The sequence below is a fragment of the Streptomyces koelreuteriae genome (assembly GCF_018604545.1).
GTDB classification, from domain to species: domain Bacteria; phylum Actinomycetota; class Actinomycetes; order Streptomycetales; family Streptomycetaceae; genus Streptomyces; species Streptomyces koelreuteriae.
Map to the genome: position 1 here is coordinate 3983641 of NZ_CP075896.1, position 17370 is coordinate 4001010.

Annotated in this window: 17 protein-coding genes and 1 pseudogene; 10 read left to right on the top strand and 8 right to left on the bottom strand. The window is 71.7% G+C overall.

Going from position 1 to position 17370, the window contains the following annotated elements; genetic code table 11:
* Nucleotides 1–372: 372 nt before the first annotated feature.
* Nucleotides 373–921, bottom strand: a complete 549-nt coding sequence (locus KJK29_RS17850) for a DUF1062 domain-containing protein (RefSeq protein ID WP_215120155.1) — start codon at nt 919–921, stop codon at nt 373–375.
* 317 nt (nt 922–1238) lie between these two features.
* Between KJK29_RS17850 and KJK29_RS38870 the strand changes: the two genes are divergently transcribed.
* The 3 genes and pseudogenes from KJK29_RS38870 (at nt 1239) to KJK29_RS17865 (ending at nt 2711) form a co-directional block, all read left to right on the top strand.
* Nucleotides 1239–1424 (top strand): hypothetical protein, encoded by a 186-nt coding sequence (locus tag KJK29_RS38870; RefSeq protein ID WP_251057848.1) that lies wholly within the window; start codon nt 1239–1241, stop codon nt 1422–1424.
* Between the two features lie 210 nt (nt 1425–1634).
* Nucleotides 1635–2092, top strand: a pseudogene (locus tag KJK29_RS17860) (hypothetical protein); the annotation flags it as partial.
* 46 nt (nt 2093–2138) lie between these two features.
* Nucleotides 2139–2711 carry a S1 RNA-binding domain-containing protein gene (locus tag KJK29_RS17865; protein ID WP_215120156.1) on the top strand — a complete coding sequence of 191 codons (573 nt, stop codon included), beginning with the start codon at nt 2139–2141 and terminating at the stop codon, nt 2709–2711.
* 113 nt (nt 2712–2824) lie between these two features.
* Here the strand turns inward: KJK29_RS17865 and KJK29_RS17870 are convergent, their stop codons facing one another.
* On the bottom strand, nt 2825–3157 hold the full coding sequence (locus KJK29_RS17870; RefSeq protein WP_215120157.1) for a hypothetical protein: 333 nt from the start codon (nt 3155–3157) through the stop codon (nt 2825–2827).
* A gap of 105 nt (nt 3158–3262) precedes the next feature.
* Nucleotides 3263–3421, bottom strand: coding sequence for a hypothetical protein (locus KJK29_RS17875; protein WP_215120158.1), 159 nt, complete (start codon nt 3419–3421; stop codon nt 3263–3265).
* Nucleotides 3422–3587: 166 nt separating this feature from the next.
* On the opposite strand from KJK29_RS17875, the gene KJK29_RS17880 reads away from it, so the two are divergent.
* The 3 genes from KJK29_RS17880 to KJK29_RS17890 all read left to right on the top strand — a co-directional run bounded on the left by KJK29_RS17880 (nt 3588) and on the right by KJK29_RS17890 (nt 8519).
* Complete coding sequence (locus KJK29_RS17880; RefSeq protein WP_215120159.1) at nt 3588–4520, top strand: amidohydrolase family protein; 933 nt, start codon at nt 3588–3590, stop codon at nt 4518–4520.
* 169 nt (nt 4521–4689) lie between these two features.
* Entirely contained in the window at nt 4690–6348 is a 1659-nt protein-coding gene (locus KJK29_RS17885) for an alpha/beta hydrolase (RefSeq protein WP_215120160.1), read from the top strand.
* A 206-nt stretch (nt 6349–6554) separates the two neighbouring features.
* A complete protein-coding gene (locus KJK29_RS17890; protein WP_215120161.1) occupies nt 6555–8519 on the top strand; it encodes a glycoside hydrolase family 97 protein in 1965 nt (654 codons plus the stop codon).
* A 103-nt stretch (nt 8520–8622) separates the two neighbouring features.
* Here KJK29_RS17890 and KJK29_RS17895 read toward each other — a convergent pair whose 3' ends face one another.
* The 5 genes from KJK29_RS17895 to KJK29_RS17915 form a co-directional block, all read right to left on the bottom strand.
* Nucleotides 8623–9819: an RNA-guided endonuclease InsQ/TnpB family protein gene (locus tag KJK29_RS17895; RefSeq protein WP_215120162.1), complete on the bottom strand. Its 1197-nt coding sequence runs from the start codon at nt 9817–9819 to the stop codon at nt 8623–8625.
* Nucleotides 9820–9896: 77 nt separating this feature from the next.
* Nucleotides 9897–11168 carry a vWA domain-containing protein gene (locus tag KJK29_RS17900; RefSeq protein WP_215120163.1) on the bottom strand — a complete coding sequence of 424 codons (1272 nt, stop codon included), beginning with the start codon at nt 11166–11168 and terminating at the stop codon, nt 9897–9899.
* Nucleotides 11165–12418, bottom strand: a complete 1254-nt coding sequence (locus tag KJK29_RS17905) for an AAA family ATPase (protein WP_215120164.1) — start codon at nt 12416–12418, stop codon at nt 11165–11167. Before KJK29_RS17905 ends, KJK29_RS17900 begins: the two co-directional genes overlap by 4 nt.
* Nucleotides 12419–12467: 49 nt before the next feature.
* On the bottom strand, nt 12468–13814 hold the full coding sequence (locus tag KJK29_RS17910; RefSeq protein ID WP_215120165.1) for a hypothetical protein: 1347 nt from the start codon (nt 13812–13814) through the stop codon (nt 12468–12470).
* A gap of 106 nt (nt 13815–13920) precedes the next feature.
* On the bottom strand, nt 13921–15096 hold the full coding sequence (locus KJK29_RS17915) for an NAD(P)/FAD-dependent oxidoreductase (RefSeq protein WP_215120166.1): 1176 nt from the start codon (nt 15094–15096) through the stop codon (nt 13921–13923).
* 187 nt (nt 15097–15283) lie between these two features.
* Here KJK29_RS17915 and KJK29_RS17920 point away from each other — a divergent pair, with 187 nt between their 5' ends.
* The 4 genes from KJK29_RS17920 to KJK29_RS17935 are packed head-to-tail and all read left to right on the top strand — an operon-like array spanning nt 15284 to nt 17328.
* The gene (locus KJK29_RS17920; protein ID WP_215120167.1) at nt 15284–15661 is read left to right on the top strand and encodes a Tat pathway signal sequence domain protein; all 378 of its coding nucleotides are present in this window, start codon (nt 15284–15286) and stop codon (nt 15659–15661) included.
* Nucleotides 15658–16281 carry a class F sortase gene (locus tag KJK29_RS17925; RefSeq protein ID WP_215120168.1) on the top strand — a complete coding sequence of 208 codons (624 nt, stop codon included), beginning with the start codon at nt 15658–15660 and terminating at the stop codon, nt 16279–16281. The genes KJK29_RS17920 and KJK29_RS17925 overlap by 4 nt, the downstream gene beginning before the upstream one ends.
* A complete protein-coding gene (locus KJK29_RS17930; RefSeq protein WP_031113208.1) occupies nt 16278–16769 on the top strand; it encodes an RNA polymerase sigma factor in 492 nt (163 codons plus the stop codon). The genes KJK29_RS17925 and KJK29_RS17930 overlap by 4 nt, the downstream gene beginning before the upstream one ends.
* Entirely contained in the window at nt 16753–17328 is a 576-nt protein-coding gene (locus KJK29_RS17935; RefSeq protein WP_251057849.1) for a hypothetical protein, read from the top strand. Before KJK29_RS17930 ends, KJK29_RS17935 begins: the two co-directional genes overlap by 17 nt.
* Nucleotides 17329–17370: the final 42 nt, after the last annotated feature.

Here is a 17370-nt window from a genome sequence, read left to right on the forward strand (position 1 = left end):
GTCGCCTACAAGGGTGACCTGGTCATCCGCGTCACGAACACCGAGTCCGGTGCCGCCCACGACGCCGACGCGAGTGGCTCGGCCGTCGTCGAGTACCGGCCGACGGTTCACAACTCTGGGCCGTGCGCGGCCCGGTGCTCGTCGGCGTGGGAGAGGGGCAGGGCAACCTGCCGCGTGGGCTGTACATCGTGGACGGGGTGTACGGGATGGACATCAGCGCCACTGGATACAAGGCCGTACATCTCGTTCGGGGGACTACGGACGACCTGTGCGCCCGTATTGACTGATCCGGGGAGACCGGGGACCAGGGCCTGTCCGGCGGTTCGTGCCGGACAGGCCTCTGGCCCGGACAGCCTCCCTAACCCTCCGGGCTCAGCGCTTGAGCGTGAAGGTGAAGTCGCCGGAGAGCTTGCCGCTCAGCCGGACCGCCGAGACGACCTTCCCCTCCGCGATCAGCCGCTCGACCTCGGCCCGTGACAGACCGCACCCTTCAGCGATCAGTCGCACCGGCCGGACCGGTATCCGCGCCGCGAAGCGGACCGATACGTCGATCACCTCGCGGCCCAGATGCTCCGAGCCGCCGGTGTCGAGGCGCCAGGCGTCGTCCCAGTCGAGGGCGATGCGATTGCGGCGCCGCAGGACCGGATCCCGGAGCAGTTCGGCTGCCAGGCCGGGGTCGTTGTCGTGCAGCCGGTCCAGCAGCTCAGGTCGTACGGAGCGCACATTCCTCCGCTCCAGGACCGTGAGCTTCGCCGTCTCCCCGCACCCGGTGCACAGGACGAGGAACCAGGCGTCGATGAGCTTGTGGTGGGCGTTGACGCGGAACTTGCCGTTCGCCCGGAAGCGTTCGGAGGCGCAGGAGTGGCAACGGCGGAGGACGAGCGGCAGGCAGGTGGGCATGACCACCCAGTGTTCGGACACAGAAGTACACCGGTTTCAGTGAGAAGTCCGCAGCAAGAAGCAGCGCGGCGCACACAGACGCGACGCGCGACAGATCAGCTCTCGGGAGGTCTCACACGGTGTACAACGGCACGTCCTCGCTCAGACGACTCGGGTCGGCAGCACGGTAAGGGCGCACAGCGGCGCCGCTCCACTGGTTTTCGTCCGGCTTGCCCCTCACGTCGCGTGAGGCCGGCCCCACTCTGGGACGTCCCCTCATGTCGGCTGAAAGGGTCGGACCTTCATCACCTCAAGAAACTGAGGCTGGGTTCCGGGGTCGGTAGTACTGAGGAGTAGGCATGCCCAAGAAGACCCCCCAGGACTGGGAGAGCCTGGAGCAGGAGCTCTACTCGGCGGGGGTGGATCCCGACGAGGTGAAAGCCGGTTCGCGCCGTCTGCTGGCAGAAGCCCAGGGGCATCAACTCGCCGATGCGCGCGAACAGTACGGCTTGGCTCAGAGGGACGTGGCCGCCCGCATGGGGTGAGCGTCGCTCGCGTGTCCCAGATCGAGCACGGCGAGGGCGCGACTCTCGATGTCATCGCACGCTACGTAGAGGCACTCGGCAGCAGGCTGGACCTGGTTGCCGACTTCGGTGACCACACCCTGCAGATGCCGGCAGCGACGATCGGGGCAGTACGGCGGCCTAGGCAGCTTCCGAAAACAACGACCTCGCCCGCCGGCTGCTTCAACGCACCGCGCCCGTCAGCTCACTCCCGACGACGAGGACTTCGTCATCCAGACGGCCACCACCCGCCCCGCCAAGCTCGGCCAGCCATTCGCCCGCTGGTCACTCCGCAAACTGGTCGCCTATCTGCGGAAAGTCCACGGCCGGATCATCCGCATCGGCCGTGAGACCTTACGCAGCCTGCTCGCCCGCCGCGGTGTCACCTTCCAGCGCACCAATACATGGAAGGAGTCCCCCGACCCGGACCGCGAGGCGAAGCTGGACCGGATCGAAGAGGTCCTGGACCGCTTCCGATGGCGCACCGATCTACGTCATCCTGGACAACCTGTCCGCCCACAAAGGCGCGCTGGCGCAACGCCAACGCCCGCCACCGCGACGTCCTGGCCGCCGAACGCAAGGAACGCGCCCCCATCCGCAGCGAGAGAGGCGTCCGCTGGGGCGGACGTCCCCTCAAGGCTGCAGCGTGAGCGCACTTCCCGCCGAGTGCGCAGCTCCTTGTGAAAGGCTGGGAGCATGATGGGCGGACCGTCCGAGAACCCAGAACTCTGGGCGTTCCTGGAATCACTGCACTGCGGCGAGATCCTTTCCGGCACCGTCACAGCGATCGAACGGTTCGGCGTATTCGTGGCGCTGGACGACGGTCCCGCCCACCCGGTCTTCCCTGGCGTCGGGTTCATCACGATCCCCGAACTGTCCTGGCGGCGCATCGAAGCCGCCTTCGACGTTGTGCAGGTCGGACAGCGTGTCTCAGCCGAGTTCCTTCAGTTCGACACATGGAACCTGGAGGCCAGACTTTCCTTGCGGGCGACGCAGCCGGACCCCTTCCAAGCATTCGCCGACCACACTGCAGTGGGGCAGAAACTGCACGGGCGGGTCACCAAGCTGATCCCGTTCGGCGTCTTCGTGCAGGTCACCGACGGGGTCGAGGGACTGGTCCACCTGCGAGAGCTCACACCGACGCCCGTGGAGAGCCCGTCAGATGTCGTCCAGGCCGGGGACGAGGTCACGGTCGTCGTCACTGAGATCGACCGGGAACAACGCAGGCTGGTTCTCTCTCGACGACAAAGCCCCTCCGACCACCGATGACTCCTCTACGCTCGCGCGAGGGAACCGTCGCGGGAGCGTTCCTGAGCGCCTGAACGCCCGCTCGACGCAAGGGAAGCACCACCCGAACCCGGTGAACCTATGCGGTCAGAGCACTAGTCGCCCATGAACCACAGATAGCTGCCCGGCGTCGCGGCACACGCTTCAAGCAACTCGGCAAGGTCCAGCAGGGCCGCCTTCTGCTGCTCGTCAGTACACCGCTGCGTCAGGGCGACGACTTCCTGACGGGCGACTTGAGCTTCCTGCTCGTTGAACAGCGTGTCGCCATAGGGATCCACCCAGCCGAGCTTGCCCGAGCCGTGCCGGTCCAGCGTGCTCAGCGCCCTCGCCAACGCCTCACCGTGCCCGTAAGACCCCCGCAGCAAGGTCTCCCGGGACGCCCTCTTGCGGGAGGGCCGCCCCGAGTGCAGCTCCAGTTCAATCCCCATGACCCCCTCCTTCGGCCTCGGACACCGAAGCTTCGCAGAAATCCGTCATCGACGCCGATACCCGTCGCGTCCGCTGCAACGGGCTGAGGAGCACCTCGGAGACCGTCACTCGCCTCGGAGCTCCGCACGTATGTCGACCAGGGCCTGGTGTACTCGTTCACGCTCCGCGCCCGCGTACAAGTCAAGGAGTTCCAGGACACCCGCGGTCTCGTCGCGCGAGAACCTGGCGTCGCACAACTGCCGGATCGCCGGGGACACCGCCATGGCCGTCATCTTGGCTGTCGCGCACGTCGGCGACGACGGTCGGGAACGGCCGAACGAGCCAGGGCCCGTGGCACGGAGGACCGAGGACCACGCGTGATCGATCCCTCACCGACCCTTCGTGCAAGGCACTGGCCCCGCCACCCCGCCCGCCCCGATCGTGGGCTCCATGGACGATCACGGTGACGCGCCCCACGGGCCCCACGGGCCCCACGAGCCCGACGAGATCCGCCGCTTCTGGAGCCGCCTCGGGCTGCCCGGGCTCGTCGACGTGCACACGCATTTCATGCCCGAGCGGGTGCTGCGGAAGGTGTGGGAGTACTTCGACGGGCTGGGGCCGCTCACCGGGGGGATGGAGTGGCCGATCGCCTATCGGGAGGAGGAGGCGGAACGGGCGCGGATCTTGAGGGAGTTCGGGGTGAGGGCGTTCACCGCGATGCTCTATCCGCACAAGCCCGGCATGGCCGCCTGGCTGAACGACTGGGCGGTGGACTTCGCGCGGCGTACGCCCGACTGTCTGCACACCGCGACGCTCTTCCCCGAGCCGGGGGTGGAGGCGTATGTCGGGGAGGCCGTGGCGGCGGGGGCGCGGGTGTTCAAGGCGCATGTGCAGGTGGGGGCGTACGACCCGGCCGACGAACTGCTGCGGCCGGCGTGGGGAGTGCTGGCCGACGCCGGGATCCCCGTGGTGATCCACTGCGGCTCCGGGCCCGCGCCCGGCAAGCACACCGGGCCCGGGCCGATCGCCCGGGTGCTGGCCGACCACCCCCGGCTGCGGCTGATCGTCGCGCACATGGGGATGCCCGAGTACGAGGAGTTCCTCGACCTCGCCGAGCGGTACGGGGAGGTGCGGCTGGACACCACGATGGCGTTCACCGACTTCAGCGAGGGATTCATGCCGTTCCCCCGCCGCGCCCTGCCCCGGCTGGCCGCGCTCGGCGACCGCATCCTGCTCGGCTCCGACTTCCCCAACATTCCCTATCCGTACGCGCACCAGCTCCACGCACTGGAGCGGCTGGGCCTCGGGGAGGAGTGGCTGCGGGCCGTGTGCCATGACAACGGGGCAGAGCTCTTTGGCCTGAACGGCCCAGAGTTGAGGTGAACGGCGGCGCAACTACCGGCGGGTACGGGAGAGATTCCGTGACAAGGCCCCCACAACAGGGCCCACCGCACCACTCCCGCTCCCCTTCCCCTCCCGGGTGAGCTAGAAACTTCAATGAAGCTGGCCGCACCAAGGGGTGCGCAGCGGTACTCGCCCCCGAGGGGAAACAGTGACCACACGAGACCACGGATCCGGCCGGTCCGGCTCCCGCGCACGCAGACGCCTCCCGCGTCTGAAGATCGCCCTCGCCGCCGCCGTCTCCTTCGCCGTCGCCGGGACCGCCGCCCAGGTGATGGCGGCCCAGCCGGACGACGCCGGGAAGCAGCCGGCCGTGCCGTCCCTCGCCTGGTCCGACTGCCAGGACGGCTTCGAGTGCGCGAACGCCGACGTACCGCTGGACTACCGCGACCCGCAGGGCAGGACCATCACCCTGGCGGTCATCCGCAAGAAGGCCCCGGACCAGGCCGAGAAGAAGGGCACCCTCTTCCTCCAGCCCGGCGGCCCCGGCAACTCCGGCGTGGACTTCGTGCGCGGGAACTACGCCGAGCTGCCCGCCGCCCTGCGCGACTCCTTCGACGTGTTCGGGTACGACGTACGCGGCGTCGGGCGCAGTTCGCAGGTCCAGTGCTGGGACGACCCGACGTACACCCGGGCCATCACCTCGGCGAAGGGCGTCCCCGGCCCGGACGCCTACGAGCCCGCCGTGCGCCAGGCCGCCGAGTTCGACCAGGCCTGCCAGGACAACGCCGGCGATCTGCTGCCGTACGTCGGGACGGAGTACGTCGCCCGGGACATCGACCTGCTGCGCCAGGCTCTCGGCGAAGACCAACTGACTTACTACGGGCGGTCGTTCGGGTCCTACATAGGCACCGTCTACGCAGCCCTGTTCCCCGACCGGGTGCGCGCCCTCGCGCTCGACGGCGCCTACGACCCCGAGCACTACGCGAACCAGCCGTACGCCTACGACCGGCCCCAGTACCTGGCCCTGGACGGCGCGATGGGCCGCTTCCTCGACTGGTGCAAGGCGGACCAGGCCACCTGCGGGTTCGGCGACGGCGACCCCCGGGGCGCGTTCGAGAAGCTCAAGGCCGACCTCGACGCCAGCCCCGTACCGACCGCGAACGGCGGGCAGGCGGGCGGCTACACCCTCGTCTACCGCATCCTGTTCAACATCAACGAGGGCAAGGTCATCTGGCCCTCCCTCGGCGAGGCCCTGCGCAAGGCCCAGCAGCGCGACAACACCTCGTTCCTGCTCCGGCCGCCGTCCGCCGCCAGCTACGACTTCCTCAACCCGAACGTCGTCGTCGAGTGCACCGACAAGGCCTACCCGCGCGACACGGCCCTCTTGAAGCGGAAGGTGACCGGCTTCGCCAAGGCCGCGCCGCTCCTCGGCCCGGCCCTCGCCTACGGCCCGCCGCTCTACGACCACCAGCACGCCACCGCCTGCGTCCAGTGGAAGGGCGAACAGGTCAGCCGCTACGACGGTTCCTTCCGCGCGAAGGGTTCCGCCCCGATCCTGGTCGTCGGCAACACCGGCGACCCGGACACCCCGTACCAGGACGCGGTGGCCCTGTCCCGGGAGCTGGACAACGGCCGGCTGCTCACCTTCAAGGCCGAGGGGCACACCGCCTTCGGGCGCAGCGCCTGCGCGACCGACGCCGTGACCGGATATCTGGTGGATCTGAAGGTCCCGGCGCGCGGTACGACCTGCGCGGACGAGACCCAGCCGCCGTCCTCCACACCGAAGGTGGCCCCGCCCGGCACGACCCTCGGCGAACTCCGCAACGGCGTCAACGAGCGGCTCGACCGCATCGGCGCCCTGCGCTGACCGACCCCCGCAAGACCGTGCACGACGGCACCCCGGGTGCCCGGGCCGCACCAGGCCCGGCACCCGGGGTGTTCGCGTATCCCGGTGGCTCCGGCCTCTTGACCCGCCTTCGCGGCGGCGCGTACAACTGCTCTCGCTACTGACAGAAACCGGTTACTACCACTTACCGCCGCGCACCACTTACCGCAAGGGAAAGGTCCCTCACGATGAGAGCTTCGGGAGAACGGGCCCGCCGGGACGTGCTCAAGGGCGCGGCCGCCGGTGCCGGGCTGGCCGCGGCGGGGATCGTCACCACGCGCCCCGCGTACGCCGCCGACGCCGACAGCCCCCAAGGCCGCCCCCACCGCCCGGAGAGCGTGACCGCCCGCATGGGCGGCACCTCCGTCACCCTGTCGGTCAGCACCCACGGGACCCTCCACTGGTCCGCCCGGCGCGACGGCCGCACAGTGATCGGCACCTCCGCCCTCGGTGTCCGGCTCGGCGACGGCACCGTCCTCGGCAGCGACGTCCGGGTGACCGGACGGCGGCACCGCACCCACCGCTCCACCTGGACCCCGGTCTACGGACGCAACGCGACCGTCACCGACCACTACCAGGAGCACCGCTGGGACTTGAAGGACCGCGCCACCGGCATTCGTTTCGGCGTGCAGGTCCGCGCCTACCGGACCGGCGTCGCCCTCCGCTATCTCCTCCTCGACACCGAAGCCGCGAGCACCGCCACCATCACCGACGAGCTGACCACCTTCGTCTTCCCGGACGGCACCACCGTCTACAGCGCCCGCGACGAGAACGCCTACGAGCCGGTGGCCCCGGGCTCCATACCCGTCACCGGCACCGCCACCACCGACAACGGCCCGCTCACCGACCTCCCCCTGACCGCCACGCTCCCCGACGGCCTCATCGCCTGTGTCTGTGAGTCCTCACGCGTCGACTACCCCCGCCTGATGCTCGGTTCGGTCGACGGCGAGCCGAACACCCTCTCCGCCTTCCTCATGGAGCACACCGCCCGGGGCACCGGCCCGGTGGAGACGGCCTCCACCGTCACCACCCCGTTCGCCACACCGTGGCGGGCCGTCGTCATCGGCGCCGGCCACGCCGAACTCGTCGACAACGCCGAGCTGGTGCTGAACCTGGCCCCGCCGAACGCCCTCCCCGACCCCTCCTGGATCAAGCCCGGCAAGGTCTTCCGCTGCGAGCTCACCACCGCGGCCGGACTCGCGGGCGTCGACTTCGCCGTGGCCCGGGGGCTGGAGTACATCGAGTACGACGCCGGCTGGTACGGCCCGGAGTTCACGACGCCCGACGCGACGAAGCCCATCGCCGCGATCGACCTGCCGTCGGTCATCTCGTACGCCACGAGCCAGGGCATCGGCGTCTTCCTCTACGTCAACCGGCTGGCGCTGACCGACGCGGACTCCCTCTTCGGCCTCTACAAGAGCTGGGGCGTGCAAGGCATCAAGCTCGGGTTCATCAACGACGGCACCCAGTCGATGACCAACCAGATCATCGACTGGGCGAAGACGGCGGCGAAGTACCAGCTGCTGATCGACATGCATGACGACGTCCGGCCGTTCGGCTACGAGCGGACCCTCCCGAACTGGATCAGCCTGGAGGGCGTGCGCGGCAACGAGCAGTTTCCGACCGCCACGCACAATGTGACGCTGCCGTTCGCCCGCAACATCGGCGGCCCGATGGACTACACGATCTGCTACGGCCAGTCCCGCGACAAGACGACCAACGCCCACCAGATGGCCATGGCCGCCGTCTACTACCAGCCGCTCAACTTCCTCTTCTGGTACGACAAGCCGTCCAAGTACGCCAACCCGGCCAACTGGCCCGGCCTGCCCTGGTTCAACGCCGTTCCCACGACGTGGGACGAGAGCCGCACCCTGGCCGGATCGATCGGCGAGTACGTCGCGGTCGCCCGGCGCAGCGGGTCCGTCTGGTACCTCGGCGCCATGACCGACGAGTCGTCCAGGACGCTCACCCTCCCGCTGTCGTTCCTCGGGCGCGGCACGTACACGGCGACGGTCTACGCCGACGGCACCCCGGGCGCGAGCCCGTACCAGACCCCGGTCGTGGTCGGTACCCGGAGCGTGACCCGGGCCGACAGCCTCGACGTGGCGATGGCTCCGGCGGGCGGGCAGGCGGTCGTGCTGAGGCCGATCTGAACCGGGAGGGCGTGGGGTTTGCTTGTCCCAGCGCACCTGCCCGGATTCTCTCTCCTCCACATCATCGAGTTGACTTGTCCCCACTCGTGAACGAGGGGGATTCCTACGGCTCGCGCCGTGGGGCTTTCTGCTTCACTGCCGACTGCCCGCCCGGAGTTCTCCGTTGGGGTCTTACACCGGCTCCACAGACAGACACCGCCAGCCCGGCGGCCAGAAGGTTCTTCGCGGCATTCACGTCCCGGTCATGGACCGTGCCGCAGCTGCCGCACGTCCAGGTGCGGACGCCCAGCGGTATCTCCGACCGGAGGGTGCCGCAGTGGGAGCACAGCTTGGACGAGGGAAAGAAGCGATCCACCGCGATCACTTCCCGCCCGTACCAGTCGGCCTTGTACTCCAGCATGCCCCGGAACTGCGACCACGCGGCATCACTGATGGCGCGGGCCAGGTTCCGGTTCTTGACCATCGTGCGCACGGTCAAATCCTCGATCACGAGCGTTTGGTTCTCACGCACGAGTCGAGTGGTCAGCTTGTGCAGCGCATCCCGCCTGCGGTCGGTGATCCTGGCGTGGATCTTCGCGACCTTCTGGCGGGCCTTGCGTCGGTTGGCACCGTCACCCTTGGCCTTGCGGGAGAGCTCCCGCTGCGCCTTGGCCAAGCGCTCGCGGTCACGGCGCTCATGCCGAGGGTTGGCGATCTTCTCACCGGTCGAAAGAGTCAGCAGGTGGTTCAGGCCGACGTCAACACCAACCGTCGTACTGGCGGCCGCAAGCGGCTTCACAGTTGGGTCCTCGCACAGCATCGAGACGTACCAGCGTCCCGCGCTGTCCCGGCTGACGGTCACCGTGGTCGGCGTGGCCCCTCCGGGCAGGGGGCGGGACCAGACGATGTCGAGCGGGTCGGCCATCTTCGCCAACGTCAGGCGGCCTTCACGGAACCGGAACGCCGAAGAGGTGTACTCAGCACTCGCACGGGACTTCTTCTTCGCTTTGAACCGCGGATACTTGGCGCGCTTGGCGAAAAAGTTCGCGAAGGCATTCTGCAGGTGCCGCAGCGCCTGCTGCAGTGGAACGGAGGAGACGTCATTGAGATAGGCCAGGTCCCCGGTCTTCTTCCACGCCGTCAGCATGGCGGAGGTCTGGTTGTAATTGACCCGTTCCTGCCGCGCCCACGCCTCGGTACGGGCAGCGAGCGCCATGTTGTAGACCTTCCGCACGCACCCGAACGTGCGCGACAGCTCGGCTGCCTGCGCATCGGTCGGATAGAAGCGGTACTTGAAGGCCCGCTTCACGTGAGTGGCCATGGCTCACAAACTATCATCTAAGTTTGTGAGCATCCTGGAATCGATGGAACGGGGGCTGCTGCGGCGGCCCTGAGCCGTCACGACCCGATGTCCACGACCCGGGCCCAGTCCGGCGGCGAGTCCGGGACGTAAACGGGGTTGGACTCGTCGTAGGCGTGGTCGTCGTAGGCGTGGCCGTCGTAGCCGCGTGGGAAGAGGCCCACGACCGTGCGGCACGGAGGCCGGGTGCCGGGCCAGCGCGTCTGGCCGTCGGTGAGGGCCACGACGACGTCCGGGGCCGGGCGGGAGCGCAGGGCGCGGGTGAAGCCGGCGCGCAGGTCCGTGCCGCCGCCGCCCGTCAGGTGGATGCCCTCGGCGCGGCACAGGCGGCGGGCGAAACCGGCCGAGGCGTCGCAGGGCACGACGGTGACGAGGTCGCGGCGTCCGCCGACCGCCCGGGCGATCTCGGCGACCTCCAGGAGCGCGCTGCCGAGTTCGGCGTCGCTGACCGAGCCGGAGGTGTCGATGATGACCGACACCCGGGGCGGGCGGCGGCGCAGGCTCGGCAGGACGATGCCGGGGATCGCGGTCGAGCGCCGGGCGGGCCTGCCGTAGGTGTAGTCCTCGCCCGCGCCGGGGCCGGACGTGGCCGAGCGGATCGCCGCGCCCAGCAACTCCCGCCAGGGCTGGGGCGGATGGAAGGCCTCCTCGGCCCAGCGCCGCCAGCCCTGCGGGGCGCTGCCCGGGCGGCCGGTGATGCCCTGCGCCACCCGGAAGCGGACGGCGTCCCTTTCCTGCTCGCTCAGGCCGTGCGCGCCGTCCGGGCCGAACTCCCACTCCCGGCCCCGGCCGTCGGCGCCACTGCCGCAGTCCAGCCAGGCGAGGTCCTGCATACGCGGGCCGACGCTGAACTTCCGGAGGTACTCCTCCATCAACTCGCCTTCCGCCAGCCCCAGATCGCCCGGCTCGACGACCCCCTCGGGGCGGGCGAGGCCGTCGCCGTAGACGTCGTCGTTGATCTCGAAGTCGGCGGCGATGTTCATCCGCAGCCGATCCCCGGGGCCGTTCAGGCCCCGCTCCCGGGCGACCCGGTCGCTGCGGCCGTGGTGGTCGCGCAGCAGGTGCGACACCTCGTGCACCCATACCCCGGCCAGTTCCTCGACGGGCGTACGGTCCACGAACACCGGCGAGACGTAGCACCGCCAGTGCCGGTCGACGCCCATCGTCGGCACCCGGCGCGACTCCACGACATGCAGGGCGAACAGGGCCGTCGCGAGGTAGGGGCGGACGCGGGCGGCGTGCAGGCGGGCGGCGAAGAGCTTGTCCCGGTCGAGGGTTCCGGTTCCGGTTCCGGTCTCCGTGGCCGTCATCGGCCCGCCTTCGCCACGGCCTCTTCCGCGGCCGCCGTCCGGGCCGCCGCGCGGTCCGCCCGGCCGGAGAGGGACACGACGCCGGCGAGGCGCTCGATCGCCGCCGGTACGTCCCAGTCCTCCCGGCGCAGGGCCGCGAGCGTGGTCGCGGGGACGACCACGACATCCGGGGGCCCGCTCTCCACCGCCTTGACCAGCAGGGCCCACGCCGCGTCCCAGCGGGGCCGCTCCGGGCGGCTGCGGACCGCCGCCACCACGGCGTCCAGCGCGGCCTGGCGCAGATCGCCCCGCTCGGGCAGGACCGCCCCGGCCGGGTCGGCGAGCAGGGTCTCGGGGTCCGGGAGGTCCATCCGGTCCAGGCTCGCCAGCAGTTCGAGTCCCGGCCCGTCCCCGACGGTGCCCCGGACCAGCAGGGACAGGACGTCACGGGAGGAGCCGGCCGCGGTGGCGAAGGCGATGAGATGCAGCGTCATCTCCCAGCTCCGGGGCGACGGCCAGGCCCCGCCCCGGCGGGTCTCTCCGCTGGGCAGCCGGTGCACGAGCCCGGGGCGCGCCGTGAGCAGCTCGCACACGGCACGGCGGGCGAAGGCCACGGCGTCCGGCAGCTTCCCGGGGTCGAGCCGGGGCAGGGTCGCCCGGGGCCAGGTCCCGCCGAGGCCCCGGACGACGACGTCGGTGTCGTGCGCCCACTGGAGGTGGACGAAGCGGTTGGCGAGCGGCGGGCTCAGTTCCCAGCCGTCGGCGGCCGAGGAACGCGGGTTGGCGGCGGCCACGATCCGCACGCCGGGCGGCAGCCGCAGCGCGCCGATCCGCCGCTCCAGCACGAGCCGGAGCAGGGCGGCCTGGACGGCGGGTGGTGCGGTGGAGAGTTCGTCGAGGAACAGCAGTCCCCGGCCGGCCCGCACCAGACGTACCGCCCAGTCCGGCGGGGCCAGGGGCACGCCCTGTTCGGCGGGGTCGTCGCCGACGATCGGCAGCCCCGAGAAGTCGGACGGCTCGTGCACGCTCGCGATCACCGTCGTCAGCGGCAGATCCAGGGCGTCGGCGAGCTGGTTCAGGGCCGCCGTCTTTCCGATGCCCGGCTCTCCCCACAGCAGCACGGGCAGATCGGCTGCCACGGCCAGGGTGAGGGCTTCCAGTTGGCTGTCGGGGCGGGGTTCGGTGGTGGTGTCGCGCAGGAGGGTCAGCAGGTCGGCGGCGATGTCGAGGCGGGCGGTGGTGTCGGCGAGGGGTGTGCTGCGTGTGGGCATGGGTGATCACCTTTGGGGTTCAGGAGTTTCGGAGTGCGGGCGGGGCCGGTCACATGTGACGGGGATGCGGGCCCTGTTCTCGGGAGCGGCGGAGGTCCCAGGGGCGCAGGCTGCCGGGCGGGGGCCCGTCCAGGCCCGCCCGGAACAGCCCGTGGGCGACGCGCCGCCGCGCGGCCGTGTCCAGCGCGTCCCGCAGCGGGCCGTCACGCAGCACCGCTTCGGGGCCCAGCAGACTCTCCACGGCGGCCAGCGCCCCGGTGACGTCGCCGTGCCGGAGGCGTTCGCGTACGCCGAGAAGGCAGTCGGGGCGGCGGTGTGCCCGGTCGATGGCCTGGAGGCAGGGCAGGGGCGGTCCGCCGAGGGCGGCGAGCAGTTCCTCGCGCCGGATCTCGTCCGGGGCGTGGTCCAGCGCGGCCAGGGTGCCGTCGACCAGGCCGATGGTGTGCCGGGCTCCCCTGCACTCCACCTGCCGTGGATCACCCGGGTCCTCCCGTACCCCGGAGGTGCCGGTCCGTTCCACCCCGAGCGCCGGGGCGACCAGGGGGTGCAGGCGGCCGGGGTCGATCGCCCCGGCCCGGAGCAGTTCCAGGTCGGGCAGCACCCAGGTCGCCGCGTCGGGCAGGACGGGCAGCGTGGGGTCGGGGGCGTGGGACGACACCACCGCGGTGCCGTCGGACACGTCCAGGACCAGCCGGTTGCGCGCCCCGAGGCGGACCGCGACCCGGCCGGTCGACCGCCCCTCGGCACGCAGCAGGATCTCCGCCTCGGCCGCCCACCGGTCGACGGCGCGGCGATGGCCCTGCGGCAGCGGCCCGGGAGCCGAACGACCGTCCGTGGCGGGAAGATCCGCCCCCGCCCGCACCCGCAGCTCCCCCACCCGGCGGGCATCCCACAGATGCCGGTGCAGGTCGAGACGGAACCGCCGGCTGGGGCGGGGATGCGGATGGCGGGGACGCGGAGGACGCCGGCCGGTCGTGTCGGAGGCGTCCCACAGGGCGAGGCTGAGCCGCTGACCGGCGTCGGCCCAGGCCGGTGGGGTCCGCACCACGAGGTGCAGCGGTGCGGGGCCCGTGGTGTCGTACCGGGCCAGGCCGATCGTCAGCCCCGGCCGCAGCAGCCCGTCGGGGGCGATCCTCGGCAGGTGCCAGCGCAGCAGGTCGGGAGCCAGGTGACGCAGGTCGGCCCGGAGCAGGGCGGCGAGTTCGCGGCCGTGGGTCCGGGCCACGGCACGTGGCTGGAGGTCGACGTCGATACCGGCGGCGGCGCACGCACCGGCCCAGTCGCCGGCCCGGCGACGCGCGGTCGCGGTCTCGATCATGGAGGGCGGCACGGCGAACTCGCGCACGCGCGGCCAGAAGGAGGTCGGGGTGTCCCCGTTCGCGGTGTGGGTGAGCATCAGCACTCACCTGGCGCGGACGGGACCCCCAATCTGTCACGGGAGGTCGTCATCGCGGCGATGCTAACGGCCCCCCTCGTCCTCGCGCACCCGAATATTCGGCGGCTCAGACGATGTGCGACTCGGGCCGGATCTCCGCCCCCGCCCGGAAGCGGTCGGCGGTGAGGGGACCTACGTCGACGCAGGGTGGCCGGTCCAGGTACAGGTCGCGGACGATCTCCCCCACCGCCGGGGCCTGGAGGAAGCCGTGGCCGGAGAAGCCGGTGGCGTAGAGGAAGTTGACGATCTCATCTGAGCGGCCGATGAGCGCGTTGTGGTCAGGTGTCACCTCGTAGAGCCCGGCCCAGCCGCCCGCCGTCTCCAGGGCGGCGAGGTCGGGGGCGCGATGGCGTACGACGTCGCGGAAGAGTCCGAGCCACTCGGGGGTCCAGGTGGTGTCGAAGCCGTCCGGCTCGGCGGGGTCGGCCAGGCCGAACAGGAGGCCGTCGTCGCTGTTGTGGAAGTAGGCCGAGGAGGAGAAGTCGATGGTGAAGGGGATGCGCGGGGCGGGGGGTGTGAGCGGGACGGTGAAGGCCAGTTGGCGGCGGACCGGCCGGACGGGGAGGGGGACTCCGGCCAGGTCGCCGATCCGGGCCGACCAGGCACCGGCGGCGCAGACGACCGTGGCGCAGTCGATCCGGCCGCGGTCGGTGTGGACGGCCGTGACCCGATCGCCTCGGGTGTCGAGGCCGGTGACGCTGGTGCGGGTCGCGAGGACCGCCCCGGCCCGGGTGGCCGCACGCGCGTAGCCCTGGACGACCAGGGCGGGCCGGGCGTGGCCGTCGGCGGGCGAGTGGGCGGCGGCCAGCAGCCCTTCGGTGCTGACGTAGGGGCAGAGGCGGCGGGCTTCGGCCGGGTCGGTCATACGGCTGGGGACGCCCAGGGAGTTCTGCAGCCGGACGGCGGCCTCGAAGTCGGCGACCTGGCGCTCGGTGGTGAGCAGGAAGAGGTAGCCGACGGTGTCGAGGCGGATGTCGGCGCCGGGGCGGTCCGGGAAGTCCCGGAAGGCGCGCAGACTCCGGTCGCCCAGTTCGATGTTGAGCGGGTCGGAGAAGTGCGCCCGTACACCGCCGATCGGTTTGCCGGAGCTGCCGCAGCCCAGCTCTCCGCGTTCCACGACGACGATGTTCCGCACCCCGGCCTCGGCCAGGTGGAAAGCGATGCTCGTGCCCATCACACCACCGCCGATGATCACGACGTCGGCGGTGCGGGGGACGGTGGGGAGGAGGGGTGAGGAGGTCAACGGGCCATCCCTTCACGGTGCCGTGTCATGGCACCCGGTGGTGGGGGTGTTGCCCAGCGGGCCCCGCACCCCATCGGACTTTGCCATCTCTTTACAACCCGCCGCCCCGCCGCCTCGTCTCTCCGCACGACCCGTCACCCACCCCGCCGGCCGACCATCGGCGGGACCGACGAAGGAGAGCGATTCCATGCGCCGAACCGTCCTGAGCGCCCTGGCCCTCGCGGGCACCGCCGTCCTGCTGGGCACCGTGCCCGCGTTCGCCGACGGGGGCAAGACCCCGAGCCCCGTCCCCTCGTCCACCCCGCCGCAGGCCAGTGCCGAACCGACCCGGGCACCGGCCGCGAAGGACAGCACCCGCCCGGCCCCGAAGCCCGAACCGACCCGGGCGCCGGCCGACGGCCAGGTCTCCATCCGGCCGGGCGGCGCGCCCGACACCGGTGTGACGCCGGCGTCCTCGTCCTCCGGGAGCGACGGCACGGCGATCGGCGCGGGCGCCGCCGCGGCGTTCGCGCTGGGCGGCACGGCGGTCTTCGTCGTACGGCGCCGCCGGGCGACCGGGGCATGACCGCGTTCTCCAGGCGCGCGTTCACGACCGCGGCACTGGCGTCGCTGCCGGCGGCCCTGCTGACGGCGTGCGGGAGCCACGGGACCACCACGGGACGACGTCCCAGGCCCCGGGCGGTGCCGGCCGAGGGGGCGCGTCCCCTGGCCCGTTCCGCCCCGGTCCGGCTGCTCGTCCCGGCCATCGGCGTCGACACCCCGGTCATCCGGCTGGGCCTGGCGCCCGACGGCACGGCGGAGGTGCCGCCGATCACGGCGGACGACCGGGCGGGCTGGTACCGGCACTCACCGACGCCGGGACAGACCGGCCCCTCGGTGATCCTCGGACACGTCACGGTCGGGAAGTACGGCGACGGCGTCTTCCGCCGGCTCGACCGGCTGCGCCGGGGCGAGCGGATCGTGACGCGCCTGGAAAACGGCACGGCGGCGGAGTTCGCCGTCACGGCCGTACGGACCACCCCGAAAACCGACTTCCCCGCGGACGACGTCTACGGGGACGTGGACCGCCCGGAGCTGCGGCTGATCACGTGCGGCGGAGCGCGTACCGGCGACGGATACGCGGACAACGTGATCGTCTTCGCGGCGCTGAGCGGCGCCGAGTCCCCGACCCCTGGAGAGCGTTGAAACGGTCCCGCGAGAAGGCCGCGTCCGAACTGTTCGCCGCCCTCTACCCGCGCCTCGCCGGCTGGTGCCGCCGGCTCGTCGACGACGACGGGACGGCCCACGAGATCGCCTCGGAGGCGTTCACCCGGCTCTGGGCCCGCTGGACGTCCGTGGAGGAGCCCCGCGGCTTCCTCTACGTCACCGCGGCCAACCTCGTCCGCGACCACTGGCGCAAACTGGAGCGCGAGCGCCGGGCCATGCACCGCGTCACCTCGGAGGCCGCCGTACGGCCCCACCCCGAGCAGGCCGACCCGTCCGTGCGGCTGCTCGTCCAGTCGCTCCCGGAACGACTCCGCGTGCCGATCCTCCTCCACTACTACGCTGACATGCCGATCCGGGAGGTGTCCGCACTGACCGGACGCAAGGAAGGAACCGTCAAGGCCGACCTGCACGCGGCCCGGGAACTGCTCCGCGTCCACCTGAGGAGAAGCCTTGACCACACGCCTTGACGACGTCCCGGGCGACCCGGGTGAGCCGGACGAGGCGGGGTTCGGCCCCGACGACCCGCTCGCCGTGATCCTGCGCCCCTCCTCCCCCGACTACCTGAGCGCACCCCCCGGCCAGTACGACGCCGTCCGCCGCAGGGCGAGCCGCCGGCGCCTCCTGCGCACTGCGGCCGGAGCCGGTGTGTGCTGTGCCGTGGCCGCCCTCATCGCGCTCCCCCTGCGTCTCGCCGCGCCGGACCGCCCCGCCTCCCCGACGATCCCGATGGCCCCGCCGCCCGCGACGACACCCGATCCCACCCTGCCGTCGTCGCCCTCCCCCTCCGCGTCGTCCTCGGCGCCGTCGCCCGCCCCGACCGACGTACCGCCCTCCGCGCGGACTTCCGCACCGTCCTCCGTGCCGTCTTCCGGGCCGACCTCCGCGACCGACGCACCGACCCCCGACTCGACCGGCCCGCGCACGGACAGCCCCCGCACCACCCGCCCGACGTCCGGGTCCCGCACCCCGTCGGCCACACCGACCCCGGCGCGGGACCTGCCGTCGAACGGGCTGGTGGGTCAGTAGGGGGCTGCGGTTCCGCCCGCGCGATCAGCGGGAGTTCGCGCG